General features: G+C 30.3%; 18 protein-coding genes and 1 pseudogene. 6 read left to right on the top strand and 13 right to left on the bottom strand.

Annotated features, from left to right (window positions below; translation table 11 throughout):
• Positions 1-16: 16 nt before the first annotated feature.
• Together ymfI and Q5O44_RS07630 are read right to left on the bottom strand one after the other, a co-directional pair.
• Positions 17-754: an elongation factor P 5-aminopentanone reductase gene (gene ymfI / locus Q5O44_RS07635; RefSeq protein ID WP_022167816.1), complete on the bottom strand. Its 738-nt coding sequence runs from the start codon at positions 752-754 to the stop codon at positions 17-19.
• Positions 755-788: 34 nt separating this feature from the next.
• Entirely contained in the window at positions 789-1,748 is a 960-nt protein-coding gene (locus Q5O44_RS07630; protein ID WP_022167815.1) for a metallophosphoesterase, read from the bottom strand.
• 172 nt (positions 1,749-1,920) lie between these two features.
• Here Q5O44_RS07630 and Q5O44_RS07625 point away from each other — a divergent pair, with 172 nt between their 5' ends.
• A complete protein-coding gene (locus Q5O44_RS07625; protein ID WP_022167814.1) occupies positions 1,921-3,072 on the top strand; it encodes an amidase domain-containing protein in 1,152 nt (383 codons plus the stop codon).
• 49 nt (positions 3,073-3,121) lie between these two features.
• Here Q5O44_RS07625 and Q5O44_RS07620 read toward each other — a convergent pair whose 3' ends face one another.
• The 3 genes from Q5O44_RS07620 to Q5O44_RS07610 all read right to left on the bottom strand — a co-directional run bounded on the left by Q5O44_RS07620 (position 3,122) and on the right by Q5O44_RS07610 (position 5,684).
• Positions 3,122-5,209 (bottom strand): sodium-translocating pyrophosphatase, encoded by a 2,088-nt coding sequence (locus Q5O44_RS07620; RefSeq protein WP_022167813.1) that lies wholly within the window; start codon positions 5,207-5,209, stop codon positions 3,122-3,124.
• 150 nt (positions 5,210-5,359) lie between these two features.
• Positions 5,360-5,515 carry a hypothetical protein gene (locus Q5O44_RS07615; RefSeq protein ID WP_022167812.1) on the bottom strand — a complete coding sequence of 52 codons (156 nt, stop codon included), beginning with the start codon at positions 5,513-5,515 and terminating at the stop codon, positions 5,360-5,362.
• Between the two features lie 19 nt (positions 5,516-5,534).
• Positions 5,535-5,684, bottom strand: a complete 150-nt coding sequence (locus tag Q5O44_RS07610) for a hypothetical protein (RefSeq protein WP_022167811.1) — start codon at positions 5,682-5,684, stop codon at positions 5,535-5,537.
• A gap of 132 nt (positions 5,685-5,816) precedes the next feature.
• Here Q5O44_RS07610 and Q5O44_RS07605 point away from each other — a divergent pair, with 132 nt between their 5' ends.
• Both Q5O44_RS07605 and Q5O44_RS07600 read left to right on the top strand, forming a co-directional pair.
• Positions 5,817-5,987, top strand: a complete 171-nt coding sequence (locus Q5O44_RS07605; RefSeq protein ID WP_022167810.1) for a hypothetical protein — start codon at positions 5,817-5,819, stop codon at positions 5,985-5,987.
• 161 nt (positions 5,988-6,148) lie between these two features.
• A pseudogene (locus Q5O44_RS07600) lies at positions 6,149-7,600 on the top strand (IS1182 family transposase).
• A gap of 130 nt (positions 7,601-7,730) precedes the next feature.
• Here Q5O44_RS07600 and hypF read toward each other — a convergent pair.
• Together hypF and Q5O44_RS07590 are read right to left on the bottom strand one after the other, a co-directional pair.
• Positions 7,731-10,004: a carbamoyltransferase HypF gene (gene hypF, locus Q5O44_RS07595; RefSeq protein WP_022167807.1), complete on the bottom strand. Its 2,274-nt coding sequence runs from the start codon at positions 10,002-10,004 to the stop codon at positions 7,731-7,733.
• Positions 10,005-10,020: 16 nt separating this feature from the next.
• Complete coding sequence (locus Q5O44_RS07590) at positions 10,021-11,337, bottom strand: MATE family efflux transporter (RefSeq protein WP_022167806.1); 1,317 nt, start codon at positions 11,335-11,337, stop codon at positions 10,021-10,023.
• Positions 11,338-11,535: 198 nt separating this feature from the next.
• Between Q5O44_RS07590 and Q5O44_RS07585 the strand changes: the two genes are divergently transcribed.
• A complete protein-coding gene (locus Q5O44_RS07585) occupies positions 11,536-12,105 on the top strand; it encodes a GNAT family N-acetyltransferase (RefSeq protein ID WP_022167805.1) in 570 nt (189 codons plus the stop codon).
• A 108-nt stretch (positions 12,106-12,213) separates the two neighbouring features.
• On the opposite strand, the gene Q5O44_RS07580 is transcribed toward Q5O44_RS07585, so the two are convergent.
• The 5 genes from Q5O44_RS07580 to glyA all read right to left on the bottom strand — a co-directional run bounded on the left by Q5O44_RS07580 (position 12,214) and on the right by glyA (position 18,124).
• On the bottom strand, positions 12,214-14,259 hold the full coding sequence (locus Q5O44_RS07580; RefSeq protein ID WP_022167804.1) for a YgiQ family radical SAM protein: 2,046 nt from the start codon (positions 14,257-14,259) through the stop codon (positions 12,214-12,216).
• A 163-nt stretch (positions 14,260-14,422) separates the two neighbouring features.
• A complete protein-coding gene (locus tag Q5O44_RS07575) occupies positions 14,423-15,064 on the bottom strand; it encodes a hypothetical protein (protein ID WP_022167803.1) in 642 nt (213 codons plus the stop codon).
• A gap of 102 nt (positions 15,065-15,166) precedes the next feature.
• Positions 15,167-15,955 carry an N-acetylmuramoyl-L-alanine amidase gene (locus Q5O44_RS07570; protein ID WP_022167802.1) on the bottom strand — a complete coding sequence of 263 codons (789 nt, stop codon included), beginning with the start codon at positions 15,953-15,955 and terminating at the stop codon, positions 15,167-15,169.
• A 157-nt stretch (positions 15,956-16,112) separates the two neighbouring features.
• Positions 16,113-16,865: an exodeoxyribonuclease III gene (locus Q5O44_RS07565; RefSeq protein WP_022167801.1), complete on the bottom strand. Its 753-nt coding sequence runs from the start codon at positions 16,863-16,865 to the stop codon at positions 16,113-16,115.
• 26 nt (positions 16,866-16,891) lie between these two features.
• Positions 16,892-18,124, bottom strand: coding sequence for a serine hydroxymethyltransferase (gene glyA, locus Q5O44_RS07560; RefSeq protein ID WP_022167800.1), 1,233 nt, complete (start codon positions 18,122-18,124; stop codon positions 16,892-16,894).
• A 141-nt stretch (positions 18,125-18,265) separates the two neighbouring features.
• Here glyA and Q5O44_RS07555 point away from each other — a divergent pair, with 141 nt between their 5' ends.
• On the top strand, positions 18,266-19,024 hold the full coding sequence (locus tag Q5O44_RS07555; RefSeq protein WP_022167799.1) for a threonine/serine exporter family protein: 759 nt from the start codon (positions 18,266-18,268) through the stop codon (positions 19,022-19,024).
• 1 nt (position 19,025) lies between these two features.
• Complete coding sequence (locus tag Q5O44_RS07550) at positions 19,026-19,484, top strand: threonine/serine exporter family protein (RefSeq protein ID WP_022167798.1); 459 nt, start codon at positions 19,026-19,028, stop codon at positions 19,482-19,484.
• 54 nt (positions 19,485-19,538) lie between these two features.
• Here Q5O44_RS07550 and Q5O44_RS07545 read toward each other — a convergent pair whose 3' ends face one another.
• Positions 19,539-19,805 (bottom strand): metal-sensitive transcriptional regulator, encoded by a 267-nt coding sequence (locus Q5O44_RS07545; protein WP_022167797.1) that lies wholly within the window; start codon positions 19,803-19,805, stop codon positions 19,539-19,541.
• Between the last annotated feature and the right edge of the window lie 44 nt (positions 19,806-19,849).

The raw sequence follows: 19,849 nt of genomic DNA, 5'->3' as shown, positions 1-19,849 counted from the left end.
ACATTTCTGCTAAAATTTAAATAAATCCACCATCTATTCTTATTATCTGTCCAGTAAGATACTTACATTTATCATCACATAAAAAGCTAACAACTCTTGCTACTTCATGAGCCTCACCAAATCTCATCATAGGTATTTCCGCCTTTAAGGCTTCCTTCTCCTCACTATCAAATACATTATTCATTTCAGTATTAATAACTCCTGGTGCCACTGCATTTACTCTTATATTAAATGAAGCCACTTCTTTTGCTAAAGCTTTAGTAAATAAATTAAGACCTCCCTTAGTTGCTGAATAGACCACTTCACATGAAGCACCAGCTTCTCCCCAGACAGATGAAATATTTATTATATTGCCACCATTTTTTAGCATATTATTAACGGCTAGCTTTGAAAGATATATTGCCCCCATCAAGTTTGTATTTATTAAATCGCTTATTTCTTCTACAGACATATCCATTAATAATCCAATCTTTGATCTTCCTGCATTATTTACTAATACATCCAACTTACCAAAGGTTCCTATAACTTCATCCATAAGTTCTTTACAATTATCATAATTAGAAATATCTTTCTTAAATAGTTTTCCATATCCGCCGCTTTCAAAAACATTTTCTAAAGTAGCTTTTGCTCCTTCATCATCTTTCGAGTAATTTATTGCTATTGTAGCCCCTTTTGATGCAAGTTCAATAGCGATGGCTCTACCAATACCCCTTGATGCACCTGTAACCAATATAACTTTACCACTTAAATTCATCTTCTGATTCTCCTTACATAATCTTACTATAATTTTATTTATTCTTTCTTTCTTCCTCTTCTACTTTTCTTAACCTATCCCTTTCATACCTTGCCCATAACAAATAGTTTTCAATGGCTACAGGACCTCCAATAATTGCTTTCTTCACCCAAAGTATCCCAGTCTCCTGAGCCTGTACGCTCCACTTCACTAAAGATATCTTTCCTCCTGAGATTTCAATTGCTGTTGCTGCATCTGGAAGTACACAACATCCATCATTAAAATATGGTGGTTCATGAATATCTGGAAAATAACTATTATGGGTATGCCCACATATAAGCATTTTACCATTTTCTTTAACCCATTGTTGTAATTTATTATCAATAAGTGTTCTTTTATTTTTACTTTTTGCTGAATTAGTTGGATCACGAAAACCTGCTATTCCATACATAAACTTCCAAATATATCTCACTAATATTTTACTTATATCTTTAAAGGTAGAATTAGTCAGATCTATTTGATGTCCATGGGTTACAAGAAATTTTTCATTTAGTGGAGTATATAAAAAATTAATTCCTTCATAAAATGTATTGTTATTTATAAAGTGTATAAATTCACTGCCATATTTTGCACCAATTTTATTTATACATTTTTCTTGCTTTAATTTAAAATTTTTTTTACTCTTTATTATATCATGATTTCCATATATAATAAAAATCCTATCTTTTTTGCTAAATTTATTAAATACTCTAAATACTGATTCGTATGCATATGCTATTTCAGTAAAATCCCTATTTTTCCATAGTTCATCGCCATCACCTACTTCCACATAAGTGAAATTATTTCTAAGATAATATCTAAGAGCTGTCAAATATATATTTCTATTATTTAATAAGGCATCGTAATATGTTCCATCACCACGATGCACATCTGACATAAAAACAATTTTATCTTCATCATCAAAAGGTATCGTAAAGGCATTATCAAATAATCTAGTTAAATCCTTCTTTGACATAATCCTACTCCTTTATATTTAACTTTAATTATTTTATGATTTTCCACTTCCATATTCCACAGTATTTATAAGATTAATTTAACACCTATAAAAATTCTATAATTGCATAAAATATAATTAAATATTTGCATTAATTAGTATTTTTCATTCTAAACTGTTATAGAAAGGTTTGATGTCTTTGAAAATTAGTTTATTAGTAAAATTAATATCTTTCTTTTGCTTACTTTTAAATATATGCTCCATTTCTTGTTACAGTTGTAACCTGCCTAAAGATGATATTACTACAATGGAGGAAGAGGTTAATCTCATTGAAGATAAGGAAGACTTAAAGTCTCAGTTTAAACCCTTACTAGATAACTTATTTCTCAATAGAAATTCATCTATTTTATCTAAAGATAGTGAAGGTTTAAAATCCTTTTATAATTTGGACAAAAAAACTGGTCAGTGGGCTTATGAAAATGAAACAAAAAAAATTAAATACTTTTCCAACTGGTGTGAAAAACAAGGCGCTAGTTTTAGTAGGATTAATTCTATTGTAAAGATAAGTAAAGCAAGCGAAAAAGAGAAGGATTTATATGGAATTATCTGTTATGTGTCCACAGAATTTTTCTATAAATATGAAGATGAACCAGGTATAGAAAATAGATTTAAACTAGGCACATGCCATTATTTGAATTTAAGAAAAAATGATGATAACAGATTTATCATTGAAAAAGAATGGTATACAGATCCATTAGCTGATTCATTAGATTTAAACAACATAAAATCTGATGAAATTAAAAATTACATATTATCACATAAAGCGCCTGAATATACACCAGACGAAAGAACAAAAAAAGCTATTGATTACGCCCATACTTATTGTGGTATATCCGATGATGAGGAACATTTATTTAAATACAATAAGGACTACAAAAACTTTAACCCCGATGGTGGTGATTGTGCTAACTTTGCTTCTCAAATACTATATGAAGGAGGAAACTTTAAGAAAAACTCTTCTTGGAGCTACTTTGGAAAGTCTGGTACTAAAGCTTGGGTTAATGCTCAGGAATTTAAAAACTACATGGTTAATAGCGGTAGAGCATCATATATTGCTAAAGGAAGCTATAATGACGTCTATAAAGCAGCCTTTAATTTAAGACCTGGAGATTTTGTAGGTTACGAAAAAAGAGGAAGGATTACTCACATTTCTACAGTCACTGGATTAGACTCTAAAGGATATCCTCTAGTTACTTGTCATAATACTGATAGACTACTGGTTCCATATGATTTAGGATGGAGCAATGACAACATTAGATTTCATTTTTTAGATGTTCATTATTAATATTATAAAGGGAACAATATAAAATATTGCTCCCTTTAATAATTAAAAATTAGAAAATTGAAAACTTAAGTATTATCATACCAAAAACAATTGCTATTACTGACATAAGCTTAATTAAAATGTTTAAAGCTGGCCCTGAAGTATCTTTAAAAGGATCTCCTACTGTGTCTCCTACCACTGTTGCCTTATGATTTTCTGAACCTTTTCCTCCACAATTACCTGCTTCAATATATTTCTTAGCATTATCCCATGATCCACCTGAGTTTGACATCATAACTGCTAAAACAAAGCCACTGGTAGTTGATCCACCAAGCAAACCTGCCACACCATTAGGCCCTAGTATAAGTCCAACTGCAATTGGTGTAATAAGTGCAATAGCTGCAATTATTATAAGTTCCCTTAGTGCTGATTTAGTACATATATCAACACATGATGCATAATCTGGATCTGATTTACCTTCCATTAAACCTTTGATTTCCTTAAACTGTCTTCTTACTTCAATAACAATCTTGCTGGCTGCTCTCCCTACTGCACTCATGGTGAAAGAAGAAAATGCAAAAGTAACCATAGTACCTATAAGTAAGCCTATTAAAACATTAGGATTTAAAATTGAAAGGTCAAACTTGAAGGTTAAATCAGAGTTTTTTTCTACTATTTGCTCTATTGAATCTTTATAAGCAGCTATAAAAGCAAGTGCTGTTAAAGCTGCTGAACCAATGGCAAACCCTTTTCCTGTTGCTGCAGTAGTATTTCCTAATGAGTCAAGTGCATCTGTCCTTTCTCTTACAGCTGGATCTAATCCTGCCATTTCAGCAATTCCTCCAGCATTATCTGCTACAGGTCCATAAGCATCTGTGGCCAAAGTTATTCCTAAAGTTGAAAGCATCCCCACTGAAGAAATCCCAATACCATAAAGCCCCAAACTATAGCTATGAAGACCTCCTGCCACCACATAACTTATAAGTATTGATAAACCTACTACTATTACTGGAAAAGCTGTTGATTTCATTCCTACAGATAATCCTGTGATAATTACTGTTGCTGAACCTGTTTCTGAAGATTCTGCAATGGTTCTAGTTGGTTTATAGTTATCACTGGTATAGTATTCAGTTAAAAATCCAATTAAAATACCTGCTACAAGTCCTGAAAGTATAGCAAAATATATTCCTATATATTTATTTCCTAAAACATTTGAAACTAAGAAATATGATACAATTGCAATAATTATTGCAGCTGAGTATGTTCCTCGTCTTAAAGCTGCAAGAAGTGATTTTTGAGATACATCTTCCTTTGCCTTAACAAAGAAAGTACCAATAATTGATGCAATAATTCCAAGGGCTGCGATAATAAGAGGAAGTGCTACACCATTAGCCTTAAGTCCTGCTGAAATAGCAAGTGCACAAGATGAAACTATTGCACCTAGATATGATTCAAATAAATCTGCTCCCATACCAGCAACATCACCAACATTATCACCAACATTGTCAGCTATAACAGCTGGATTTCTTGGATCATCTTCTGGAATTCCTATTTCAACTTTTCCTACTAAGTCTGCACCTACATCAGCTGCCTTAGTAAATATACCTCCACCTACTCTGGCAAATAGAGCCATTGCAGAAGCACCCATACCAAATGTAAGCATTGTTGATGCAATAGCAGCTGCATCACCATGATAATACCAATTTAAAATATAATACCATATACTTATATCCAAAAGAGCAAGTCCTACTACTACCAATCCCATTACTGCTCCACTGAAAAATGCAACTCTTAACCCGCTATTCAAGCTCTTCGTACAAGCATTAGCAGTTCTTGCATTGGAATTAGTAGCTATTTTCATTCCTAAATATCCACTAAGAGCTGAGAAAAATCCTCCTGTTACAAAGGCATATGGAATGAATATAGATACATAATCAAAATAAGAAAGAATTAAAAGCAAGATAAAAATTACTATAAAAAATTTACCTACAGCAATATACTGCCTTTTTAAATAGGCATTTGCACCCTTACGTATACTCTCTGCAATGTGCTTCATGCTGTCAGTGCCTTCATCTACTTTAAAAATTGTATAAGTAAAATATGCCGCAAATAATAATGCCACTGTTGCTCCTACTGGAGCTAAAACAATTAAATTCATATGATTTCCCCCATCTAAGTTTTTTACAATATAAATATATGTTTCATATTTTTTCATAATACATAATTGATGAAAAATATTACTTAACATTTATTTTGTATCACAAAGAAACTACAGCGCTAAATATTTAGTGCTGTAGCAATAAAGCTATTAAAATCCTCTTCTCTTTGCTTCTTCTCCACTTTCATTTAAAGCTGGTTCTTGAACATTATTATTAAAGCTATTTTTTGCATATTGATTTTGTGTCTTTGTTCCATTTCTCAAATAATTTTCTTTACTATATGTCCTCTTATTATCATTCTTCATTTTTAATTCCTCCTATGTATTAAAAATGGGGATCTATTTCATCTCTTTGAATTCTCTTTAAGTCCTTTAATCTTAAATGTGTTTCATCCATTATCTTATCCCATGGTTCGCCGTCAATAATCATTTTCTTTGCTACTGTCTTTTTCAATGCAACATCAATCTTTTTCATAGTATCATCTCCTTATTATCATAATAATTTTATTTTGCTTAATTTTCATATTTCTTATTCAATTATTAGATAGTTATGAATATACTTTAAAGAACACTTTTACCATATTAAAAAATTTAAGGAGGTAACAATATGGCAAAACAAAGACGAGGAAAATATCTAAAAGCAACTACTCCTGAATGGAGAGGTACATGCCCTCTTTGTGGTAGAAAAAGAGTAAAACTTGCATGGACAGCTAAAGATAATGCCGGTAATAAAGTAAATGTATGTAAGCTATGTTTTAGCAAAAGTCCTGACAAATAGCATATGCCAAAACTTTTATATAGTAACGAAAAAGGGCTTGCTAAAAAACGAGGGCACTGAAAAAGTGCCTTTCGGAATAAAAGACCTAAAAAATTTTTTTAAGACAATTTTTTAGGTCTTTTATGTTATACTTAACTTATAAAATAATGTGGGTGATTTGTATGATAAAAAAGCAAGAAACAATGATTTTAAGTGAATATGCAGGAATTTATGATTTAGTTGTTCCTAAAGATAATATGTTAAGAAAAATTAATGAACTAATTGATTTTTCATTTGTTTATGATGAACTTTTAGATAAATATTGTACTAATAATGGTAGAAATGCTATTGATCCAATACGCATGTTTAAATATCTTTTATTAAAATCCATATTTGATTTATCAGATGTGGATATTGTGGAGCGTTCAAAATATGATATGTCATTTAAATATTTTCTTGGGATGGCTCCAGAGTAAAATGTTATTGAGCCAAGCTCTTTAACTAAATTTCGTAGACTTAGACTTAAAGATATAAATATTTTAGATATGTTAATAAATAAAACTGTTGAAATCGCCCTTGAAAAAGGAATAATAAAATCAAAGTCAATCATTGTTGATGCTACGCATACTGCAGCAAGATATAATCAAAAATCACCACGTGAAGTGTTACAAGAACGTTCTAAGAAATTAAGAAAATCAGTTTATGAAATAGATGAGAATATTAAAAATACTTTACCAGCTAAAAATACAATTGATAATTTAGATGCTGAAATTAAATATTGTCAGGACTTAGTTAAAGCTATAGAAAAGAATGATATTATTGCAGCTTATCCAAAGGTTAGGGAAAAATTAAATATGTTAAATGAAACATTAGAAGATGATATTCATCATATTCAAGCTTGCGCTGATGCGGATGCAAGAATTGGCCACAAGTCTGTTGACACATCTTTCTTTGGTTATAAAACACATATTGCAATGACGGAAGAAAGAATAATAACTGCTGCAACTATTACTACTGGAGAAAAAAACGATGGTAAAGAATTAGAAACATTAATCACTAAAAGTCAGAAATCTGGAATAAAAGTTGAAACAATAATTGGTGATTCTGCTTATTCAGAAAAGGGTAATATTGAGTTTGCAAATAAAAATAATATGAAACTCGTATCAAAGTTAAATCCTTCTGTAACGCAAGGATTTAGAAAAAAAGAAGATGAGTTCCAATTCAATAAAGATGCTGGAATGTATGTATGTAAAGAAGGACATATGGCTATTCGTAAAGCACGACAGGGCAAAAAAAATGTATCTACAAACCAAACAGATACTTATTATTTTGATATAGAAAAATGTAAAATTTGTCCACAAAAAGAAGGTTGTTATAAAGACGGAGCCAAGAGTAAAACTTATTCGGTTACTATAAAAAGTGATATACATAAATCACAGATAGCATTTCAAGAAAGCGAATATTTTAAAGAAAAGTCTAAAGAGCGTTATAAAATAGAAGCAAAAAATAGTGAGTTAAAACATAGACATGGATATGATAAAGCATCATCTTCAGGTCTAATTGGCATGGAAATGCAAGGGGCATTAGCAATATTTACAGTAAATATTAAAAGAATATTGAAGATATTAGGATAGAAATATCCTAGTTATTATATAAATAACTAAATAAAAATAGTTAATGAAACTAAAAACTTCAGCTTCATTAACTATTTTTTTACTTTGTAGATAACCGCACTTGAAAAACATTAAGTTTTTCAGTGCCCTCCTAAAAAACAAGCTCCTTTTTTAATATTTCATTGCCTATTATCATCTGTCCTATACTTATTCCTTCATCATTGGCTGGAATTTGTTCATGTATATACACCTTAAAATCTTTTTTAATTAATTCCTCATATATACTTATTAGCAATATTTCATTTTGAAACACCCCACCACTTAATACAACTGATGATAAATTATATTCTTTTCTTAATATTTCACATACTTCAATGGTGAATTTTATAATAGTATTATGGAACCTCCTAGCTATAAGTTCCCTATCTATGCCACTTATTACTTCAATTGCTACAGATTTAATTAATAGTTTACAATCAATTATATAGATTCCTTCTTCCAAGGAAATATTATATTGATAAAATGACCCATCATCTCTGCAGCATAAATTTTCTAAGTCTATGGCTGCTTCACCTTGAAAGGTTATTTTATCATCAAAGCCTAACAATGCTGCAACTGCATCAAAAAGTCTTCCTATACTACTTGCTTTAGGTGAGTTTATATCTTTTTTTATTATTTCAGTAATAATTTGATGTTTCTTTTCTTGCAAATGTTTAGGCACATAAGCATCATATTCTTCTTTAAAAGTATCATATAAATAGCTTATGGCCATCTTCCAGGGCTCTCTAATAGCTCCTTCTCCACCTGGAAGAGCTACATAGTTTAAATGAGCAAGTCTTTTGAATTTTTCCTTATTACAAACAAAAAATTCTCCACCCCATAACTTTCCATCAGTGCCATAACCTGTCCCATCAAAAGCAACTCCTATTACTTCTTCTTCTAAAAAATGTTCTGCCATGCATGCTACTATATGTGCATGATGATGCTGTATGCCAATTTTCTTAGTTTTTATTTCTTTTAATAACTCGTTTTGATAAAAATTTGGATGAAGATCATAAAAATAACTTTTAGGATCAATCTTATAAATTCCTTTCATATGTTCTAGTGAATTTATATAATGTTGCCAAGTACTATAATTTGCCAAATCACCAATATAATTGCTAAAAAAAATATTTTCATTATTAGCTATAGCAAATGTGTTATTACTATTAGCTCCTAAAGCAATAGAATATGACATATCTTTTATTTCCATTGATTTAGGTGCATATCCACGAGCATTCCGCAAAACTCTTTCCTTGCCTAAAACCACTCTTGAAACAGAGTCATCTATAGGGATATAAATATCACGATTATTCATTAAATAAAAATCTGCTATACCCTTTAGTTTTTCTATTACTTCATGATTTTTATATACCATAGGCTCGCCACTTATATTTGCACTGGTCATCACTAATATTTCAATATCTTCACTAAATAAAATATGATGTACTGGCGTATATGGCAGCATTACACCTAATTTTCCATTTTGATAATTAGTCAGCTCCTTTGGTAAAAGAGAATTTCTTTTTTTATCTAAAAGTAAAATAGGCTTTTTATTGCCAAGCAGTATTCTTTCCTCCATTTCATTTACATTACAATATTTCTTAGCTGTCTCAACATCTCTCATCATTACAGCCAAAGGTTTTCTTGGCCTTTTTTTCCTCTTTCTAAGTTCATTTATTACTTCTTTATTTTTAGCATCACAAGCCAAATTAAATCCACCAATTCCTTTTATAGCAACAATCTTTCCATTCTTTATTTCTTTAGCAATATCCTTTATTGGATCATTACTGATTATTTCATTTCCTTCCTTGTTACAAATATAGACCCTAGGACCACATTTAGAACATCCATTAGGCTGAGCATGAAATCTCCTATTTAAAGGATCATTATATTCCTCCCTACATTCACTGCACATTTGAAAAACATCCATAGTAGTATTTTCTCTATCATAAGGTACTTTCTTAGTAATTGAAAATCTTGGTCCACAATTGGTGCAATTTGTAAAAGCATATCTATATCTTCTATTATTTACATCACTGATATCTGCAAGGCAATCATCACAAGTAGCTATATCTGGTGAAAGTAACGTTATTGCTTCTTCCTCTTCCACACTTTCAATTATTTTAAAATCCGTGTATCCCTCTATTTCCCTATCTATTATCTTTATATCTGTAACCTTCGATAAGACTGGAGGTTTATGCTTTATTTCCTCAATAAAGGAAGTTATATCTTTTTCGTAACCTTCCACTTCAATAAAAACACCTTTACTAGTGTTATTTACAAAGCCCTTTAAGTTATTCTTTGTAGCATTTTTGTAGATAAATGGCCTAAAGCCAACACCTTGTACTATTCCTTTTACAACAATTTTTTTAGCTATAATCATTCATAATATCCTCACTTTAATTTTTCAACTTCATATTATTTCTTATCCTTTTGAAATAGATAATGGAAAATATCATATTATTAATAGCTATTCCTATATAAATTCCCCTAAGGCCATATATTCTTACTAATGCATAAATCCAGAATAATGATAAGAAACTTATTATTACTGTAGATTTAAACACAAAGCTTTCATTATTTATTCCTTGCAAAAAGCTTTTATAAACTACAGTAAATGTCTTCAATATCACTGCTATAATAGCAAATAATAGTACTCTCTCAGCTTTATCAATGACTAAATTATCTTTACTTATAATTGCCATTGTCCCTCTTGGAAATAGCAAGATAATATTTCCTAAAGACACTATCATCAATATGGATATAGAAATTGCTGTATTAATAATTCTTAGCGTATCCTTCCTATCCTTAGAAAATGATTTTTGTAACGCTAAGGTAATGGTAGAAGATGATAACGCAAACATCGGAAGTGCCACTGCCCCTATAATGGTTTCTAACAAATTATATGTTGCTATATTTATTACACTCATCCTGGATATAAAACTAGTTAAAATCATAGTAAATATAGTTCCTTCCACTATATCCTGTGCCAACAAAGGTATATATAATTTAATAATTCTTTTAGCTACTTCTTTATCTGCCTTTATTTTAATCATTTTTTCTTTATCTGCTTTAAACTTTATTAAGTATACTAAAATCCCTCCACTTAAACCTATTACACTTCCTATGGCTGCACCTTTAACACCTAACTCTGGTAATCCAAATCTTCCGTATACTAAAGCATAATCAAAAGCTATATTTATAACTGTAGAAACAATGGTACTATAAAATGATATCTTTGTATTTTTCATATTTCTAAAATATACAGAAAAATTAAAAATAATCATATTCATCATCACAGTTACTGAAGCAATATAAAAATAATCCAAAGCTAATAATAGTATTCCATTTTTTAAACCATAAACTTTCTCAAATAAAAGCCTTCCTCCTACAAATGATAAAGCTATTATTAAAGTTCCAATTACAATTGTAATAACCATAACTGTTTTAAAAGTAGCATTGAATTGTTTCTTATCATTTTTGCCCCAAAATTGTGCTGCTATAATATTATAAGCTGCTGAAAGTACACCTAAGGCACCTGTTACTAAATAAATGAAATTTGCTGCTACTCCTATTGCTGCAAAACCTTCTGTTGAATAATTACCTACTATGGCTTTATCAATCACTTCAAATAATGTCATTATAAGATAATTCATTAATATTGGTAACGACATCTTTATTAATATCTTACTATATTCATTTTTAACCTTTTTCATATTATTCTCCATTTCTCAAATAATTAATTGCTATTTGATCATGAGAGAATAGTTTTATTTATTTTAGCCTATTCTCCCAATAGGCTGATAACATCCAGATTATTCATCATAATCCCCCTTACTTTTTTTATTAATTATACCACATTTTACATTATTTTGTTATTATATTAATATACTTAATATAAAGGGGGATTAATAGTGATTAACAAAGGTACTGTTTTATTAGAAACTGATAGATTAATACTTAGAAAATTTAAATATAGTGATGCTGAATACATGTATAAAAATTGGGGTAGTGATCCTAAGGTAAGTAAATTCTTATCCTGGCCTACCCATAGCGATGTGAATGTTTCACAAAAAATAATTAATAACTGGATAGAGGAATACAATAATAATATCTATAATTGGGCCATTGAATTGAAATCTATTCATGAAGTAATCGGTGCCATTTCCATAGTTGAGCTAGACGAAGCTAGTGAAGCTTGTGAGATAGGATATTGTATTAGTAGCAGATACTGGAATGAGGGATTTACTTCTGAAGCCTTTAAAGCTGTTATTGATTATTTATTTAAGGAAATTCATATTAATAGAATTGTAGCTAAGCATGATATAGATAACCCTGCTTCAGGAAAAGTAATGAAGAAATGTGGACTTACTTATGAAGGAACCTTAAGAGAAGCTAAAAAAATTAAAGGAAAGCTAGTGAATTTAGCAGTATACTCACTTTTAAAAAATGAATGGATATCTTCTCAAAAGAATTTATACTAACTTTATAATATTTTTTATGTACGTAACAAATCTAATAACTACAAAACAAAAAGGACACTATATATGAAAGTCACTTTTCAGTGACCATTCATATGTAGTGTCTTTTTATTATCTGCCTCTTCTATTTTTTGCAGCCTGTCTTTCCTTAAAGCTTCCTCTTGATTTCTTAGGTGATTTAGTATCTCTTGCATCTCTAGGATTTCTATTATCCCTTGTGTCATTTGATCTTCTATTTTTTGAATTTCTTGAGTCTTTAGAATTTTTAGAGTTTTTGCTTCCTCTTCCACCTTTATCTTTTGACTTCCCTTGGCTTTTTCCTTTGTATCCTAAACCATGAGCATCCATATATCTTTGCTCTTTTGATCTTATTAAGCACTTAGGTCCATTACCAATTAAATCTTCTCTTCCAGCCTTCATTAATGCATCATAAACTATATTATAATTCTTAGGATTACTGAATTGAAGAAGTGCTCTTTGCATAGCCTTTTCTTCCTTAGTTTTAGGTACATAAACTGGCTTCATAGTTAATGGATCAAGTCCTGTATAGAAGATTGTTGTTGATAATGTTCCTGGTGTTGGATAGAAATCTTGTACTTGTTCTGGTTGATACTTAATATCTCTTAAGTATTCAGCAAGGTTTATTGCTTCCTTTAATGTGCTACCTGGATGGCTTGACATTAAGTATGGAATTATATATTGTTTCTTTCCTAACTTTTCTGTTATTCTAAAGAACTTTTGTCTAAAATCTTCATATGTTCTACCAGCTGGTTTACCCATATATTTTAATACTTCTTCAGATACATGTTCTGGAGCTACTTTTAATTGTCCACTAACATGATGCTCCACTAATTCCTTGAAGAACGTATCATCCTTATCTGCCATTACATAGTCATATCTGATACCTGAACGTACAAATACCTTCTTAACCTTTGGTAAGCTTCTTACACTTCTAAGAACGCCTAAGAATTCCTTATGATCAACTTCTAAGTTTCTACAAGGACTTGGACTTAAACATTGCTTAGTCTTACATGCACCTATAGTTAATTGATGCTTACATGCTGGCTTTCTAAAGTTAGCTGTAGGACCTCCAACATCATGAATATATCCCTTAAAGTCTGGCATTTCTGTCATTTCTTTAGCTTCTTTAACTATAGATTCTTTACTTCTACTTTCAACAGCTCTTCCCTGGTGGAATGTTATGGCGCAGAATGAACAGTTACCAAAGCATCCTCTTGAACTCATAATACTAAACTTTACTTCTTCTAAAGCTGGAATTCCACCTGCTTCCTTATATGATGGATGATATTCTTTAGTGTATGGAAGTGCATATACTGCATCAAGTTCCTTTCTATTTAAAATTACTTCTGGCTTATTAACTACAAGTATCTTGTCGCCTTGATCTTGCACAATAGTTCTTCCTCTTATAGGATCTTGCTCCTGATATGTAACTTTAAAAGCCTGCGCATAAACTTTCTTATCTGCAGTCACTTCTTTATATGAAGGAATAACAATATGTTCTTCATAGACTTCATCCATTGAATCTACTAAATAGCACGTTCCTGGTACGTGTCTTATGTACTTAGCCTCAAAACCTTCATTCATACATCTAGCTACTTCAACTATTTGCTTTTCGCTCATTCCATATATTAAAAGGTCTGCACCACTATCTATAAGAATTGATTTTCTAACTTTATCAGACCAATAATCATAATGAGCAAATCTTCTTAGACTGGCTTCTACTCCACCTATACATATATTTATCTTACCATAAGCTTCTCTAATCTTGTTACAATAAACAATAGTTGCTCTATCTGGTCTTAATCCCATTTCACCACCTGGTGAATAAAGATCCTTTTCTCTTCTTCTTTTACTTACAGTATAATGATTTACCATTGAATCCATATTTCCTGCATTAACAAGGAATCCAAGTCTTGGTTTACCAAGCTTCTTAAAATCATCAGTACTATGCCAATCTGGCTGTGCTATTATACCTACTTTGTAACCTTCATTTTCTAAAACTCTTGATATGATAGCAGTCCCAAAACTATGATGATCTACATATGCATCACCTGTTACGATAATAAAATCGCATTGTTCCCAACCTCTTTCATTCATATCTTCTCTAGAAATAGGTAAAAATCTATTTTTATCCATTTAATCACATCTCTCATTTCTAATTTTTAATAAAAGTATCAATAATACTTTATATAACTTATATTAATATACCATTTTATTTTGTTCTTGTTAATATGCAATATTTATTTACCTTCATTTTCATAAAAAAAACAAGAGATATTTATTAATCTCTTGTTTTTTACTAGAATGTAAGCGTATTATTCAAATAAGTATTGAGTCTTTTTAACATAAACATATTTTTATCTATATTTTCAAACATTGATAATATTTCGTTTTTATTTAAAGACATATTTTCTTCCAAGTCATCTAGCATATTTTCCTTCTCATATTCATCTATTAGCCCTTTACCAATCATATTTACATTTTTATAAAATTCTAATTCAAGAAATATTTTAGCATTCCTATCATTATATTTATTAACTAACTCTAAATACTTTTTAACTCCTTCAATTCCTAAATTGCATTTTTCAATTCTGCTTAAAAAATCATATTCTCTATTAACTTTTCTTAATAATTCTGCCTTATCAAAAACATTGGCTTTCTCCAAATACTCCATACACTCGTATTTATCTAAAGCATCTAAAAATATTGTATTTTCATCTTTGCCAAATGCCTTTGTTATATATGTTGAAGGTATTACTACATATTTTAAAAAACTTATTAATTTCTCTACATTTGCAAATGAATACCAATTACAATAATAATCATAACTATATTTATTTACTATACAAAACTTTATAACGTATGCATTAGGTTTAAGTGAGACATCCTCTTCATTAGCCAAGAAGTTTTGCCAATAGTAAATTAAATTATACTTTTTCACCAAATACCTCCTATACATTATTATTTTGAAAAATAATATTTATCTTATATTTTATCCTCTTTTTATATTTTTATTACTCTTTTTATGCTTTATGAAATAAATTTATCTTTTGTCCATAACATTTTGATATTCATCTATTGCTTCAGATACACAATTCATAAGCTTTTTTTGATAATCAGGATTAGAAAGCATAGTATCTTCAGTATAATTGCTCATAAATCCCATCTCTAAAATTACCACTGGTACCTTAGACCAATTGAATCCTGTTATATCCTTTCTTTCAAATACTCCATTTACCTTAATATTTTCTCCTTTTAATTTTTCCTGTAGTATTGTGGCAAATTTATAACTATTCTCATATATTTCCTTTGTCCATTCACAATCCTTATTTGGCACAAGAATGGTAGCTCCTGTCTTACTGCTATCCAGTAAGCTATCACAATGTATCCTGATGACAATATCTGCATTATTTTCATTAGCTATCTCTGCACGCTCTATATTGCTAATATTTACATCGTTATTATCCCTTGTCATTATTACATTGTAATTTTTATTATTAAGCATTTCTCTTAGTAATAATGCTGCTTCCAAATTTACTTCATATTCATTCTTCTTAGTGGCAACTCCTTTTGTACCAGCTGATACCCTAGCTTTCTTGACACCACTTCCTGGTGCCACTGGCTCACCCCTAGAATCATATTTAGCCTGATGTCCAGGGTCAATACATACTTTAAAGTTATTATTAATATTTTCATTGGACGCTTCTGTTGGTTCATAGGCATATGTAAAAATAGTGCTTATATTTACTATAATCAAAGATAAAGCTAATATTAGATTTACTAGCTTTTTAATTCCCTGTCCTTTTTTCTCTGCCCTAACTATCCAATACATAAGTTATACCTCCTTTACTTTTTTTCAAAATATTCTGCTTATTACATAGTTTCACCAAAATATGCTTTTTTATGCCTTTTTTCTTCCTTTCTAATGCTATTTTGCCATAAAAAAGTAGACATAAACCAAGTTTAGGTTTATGTCTATTTTAAATAAATTATTCAATTACTAGTTCTACTGGACAATGATCTGAGCCAAGAACTTCTGTGTGTATATCTGCTGAAACCAATCTATCCTTCATATCTTCTGATACTAGGAAATAATCAATTCTCCATCCAGCATTATTCTTTCTTGAATTAAACCTATATGACCACCAAGAATAAATCCCTGTAACATCTGGCTTAAAATATCTGAATGTATCAATAAAGCCTGCCTTTAATAAATCAGTAAGCTTTTCTCTTTCTTCATCTGTAAATCCTGCATTTTTTCGGTTAGTCTTAGGATTCTTTAAGTCTATTTCCTTATGTGCTACATTTAAATCTCCACATACGATTACTGACTTCTTTTTTGAAAGTTCTTTTAAATACTCTTTAAAATCATCTTCCCACTTCATTCTATAATCAAGTCTAGCCAGTTCATTTTGTGAATTAGGAGTATAAACAGTTATAACATATTCATCTTCAAACTCTAAGGTAATTACCCTACCTTCATGATCATGTTCTTCAATTCCAAGACCATATTTTACACTTAAAGGTTTTTTCTTTGTAAATATTGCTGTTCCTGAATATCCTTTTTTCTCTGCATAATTCCAATATTGCTCATAACCTGGAAGATCTAGTTCTATTTTACCTTCCTGAAGCTTACTTTCTTGAATACAGAACACATCTGCATTAACACTATTAAAATATTCTAAAAATCCCTTTTGTACACATGCTCTTAATCCATTTACATTCCAAGAAATTAATTTCATTGTTTCCTCCTATGCTTATATCATTATTAATATAAAGGGTGCTTACTGCATAATGCTTTTACTCTATTTTTTAATGATGATAAATTTTCATCCTTATTTTCAATTGCATCATTTATTAAAGCTGCCACTTCTTTCATATCTTCTTCATCAAAGCCTCTAGTTGTTACAGCTGCTGTTCCTATTCTTATACCTGAAGTAACAAATGGACTCTTTGTTTCATTTGGTACAGTATTCTTGTTTACTGTTATTCCAATACTATCTAAAAGCTTTTCTGCATCTTTTCCTGTTATATCCTTATTATTTAAATCAACGAGAATTAAGTGGTTATCACTTCCATTAGATACTAATTTAAAATCATATTTTACTAATTCTTCTGCTAATACTTTACAGTTTTTCACTACTTTATTTATATATTCTTTAAATTCTGGTTGAAGTGCTTCTTTAAAGCATACAGCTTTTGCAGCTATAGTATGCATTAATGGACCTCCTTGAATACCAGGGAAAATATTCTTATCTAGTGCTTTGGCATACTTTTCTTTACATAATATAAGTCCACCTCTAGGACCTCTTAGTGTCTTATGAGTTGTTGAAGTAACAAAATCTGCATATGGTACTGGTGAAGGATGTGCTCCTGTTGCTACAAGTCCTGCTATATGTGCCATATCAACCATAAAATATGCCCCTACTTCATCACAAATATCCTTTAATTTTTTAAAGTCTATTATTCTTGAATATGCACTAGCTCCTGCAACTATAAGCTTTGGCTTATATTCTAATGCTAATCTTCTTATCTGTTCATAATCTATCATTTCAGTTTCCTTATTAACCCCATAAGAAACGAAATTATATAATCTACCTGAGAAATTTACAGTTGAACCATGAGTAAGATGTCCTCCATGGCTTAAGTCCATGCCTAGTACTGTATCACCTGGTTGAAGTATTGTAAAGTACACTGCCATATTTGCTTGTGATCCTGAATGTGGTTGTACATTGGCATGTTCTGCTCCAAAAAGCTTTTTAGCTCTTTCTCTTGCTAGCTCTTCAACTTCATCAACTACTTGACAGCCCCCATAATAACGTTTAGCTGGATAACCTTCTGCATATTTGTTTGTTAAATAAGAGCCCATTGCTTCCATAACTGCCTTTGATGCAAAATTTTCTGATGCTATAAGCTCAATCCCCTCTTGCTCTCTTTCTAACTCTTTTCCAACTAAATTATAAATTTCTTCGTCAACTTTCACTAAATTTTCAAAATTCATATTATCACCCCAATTTTTTATATTTTATTAAAATTATAAATATAATTAATAATATATTCAACTATATTTTTATATATATTACCTATTTATTTTATATGTTATAATACATATAGTTATAAAAAAACAATAGGAGATAAAACCATGAACGAAATTTTACAAGTTGCAACATTTGCAGGTCAAATTATTTTGGAAAGTGGCGGAGAAACTTATCGTGTAGAAGATACTATTTTGAGAATTTGCAAAACCTTTGGAGCGGAACAAGCAGAAAGCTTTGTTACTCCTACCGGAATAATGACCTCTATATTCCATAAAGGAGAAATATACTCCTTAACTAAAAGAGTGGTCAGCAGAACAGTTGATTTGAACAAAATAGATAAGGTAAATGACTTGTCTAGAAATATTCTAAGTAGAAATCTAACTGTTGATCAATTTAAAGAAGAGCTCATAAAAATAAATGAAGGGGAAAGATATTCATCTATGGTGACATTATTCTTTTCGGCTTTTGGTGCTGGCTCATGTGCAATCCTTTTTGGTGGCACAATAAAAGATATGTTTTCAGCCTTTATTATAGGGCTATTAATTAGGCTTATTACTCTAAAAGGCAACGAACTTAGAATAAACTTTTTCTTTATTAATGTAATTTCAGGTGCCCTTACTGCCATTTTAGCAGTAATTCTACAAAAGCTTGGTCTTGCTAGTGGCATACATCAAACTATCATTGGCTCTATAATGCTTCTAGTGCCTGGTCTTGCCATTACTAATGCCATAAGGGATACTATAGCAGGTGATTTGGTTTCTGGTCTTACACGAGCAGCTGAAGCATTTTTTATTGCTATTTCTGTTGCAGTAGGTACTGGTGCAGGTTTAAGTATTTGCATGAGATTTCTAGGAGGTATTTAATATGTTATTACGTATGTCGTTTGTTTCATTTATAGTAACCTTTGGTTTTGGAATACTTTTTAATATAAAAGGTAAGAAACTTATTTTTGCAGCTTTAGGGGGAGGACTAAGTTGGTATTGCTATTCCTTGCCACTATCTCTAGGTCTAAGTGAAGTTTCTTCATTATTTATTTCTGCTTTAGTATTCAGTACATATAGCGAAATTTTAGCTAGAATTTTTAAGACGCCTGTTACTTCCTTTATAATTTGTGCTTTATTCCCATTGGTTCCTGGAGGTGGAATGTACTATACAATGCTTGCCACAATTAAAGGAGAGTTAGAAACTGCTCTGCATTTAGGAATAAATACTTTGGCTAATGCTGGAACTCTTGCTTTAGGTGTAATTTTTATATCCACCATTACTTCACTTATTTTCAGAGCTAAAAGAAAGTATTCTACTAAAGGATTTAATCAACAATAATTTTATAATGATTTAATAATAAAAAATGATGAATTATATAAATATAGTTCATCATTATTTTATAAATGTATTTATAGTTTTGACAAGCTTTTTTATTCTAGCTTCTTCAATACTATCCTTCTCAATGCCCATGCAGTTATTGGCATAATGTTCTATCATCATGCTTCCAACTTTATTAATAGCAGATCTTACAGCTGAAATCTGAATAAGGATATCATCACAACATGCATCCTTTTCCACCATTCCCTGTATTCCCTTAACTTGCCCCTCAATTCTCTTAAGTCTATTGGAAATATCTTTTCTATATTTATCATTATCCATTTTTCTTTCCCTCCTACACTTCATTATATAGGTTATATTGTATC

The organism is Clostridium sp. CAG:221 (genome assembly GCA_000435835.1).
Lineage (GTDB): Bacteria > Bacillota > Clostridia > Clostridiales > Clostridiaceae > Clostridium.
This window is presented reverse-complemented; position numbering and strand designations above follow the sequence as displayed.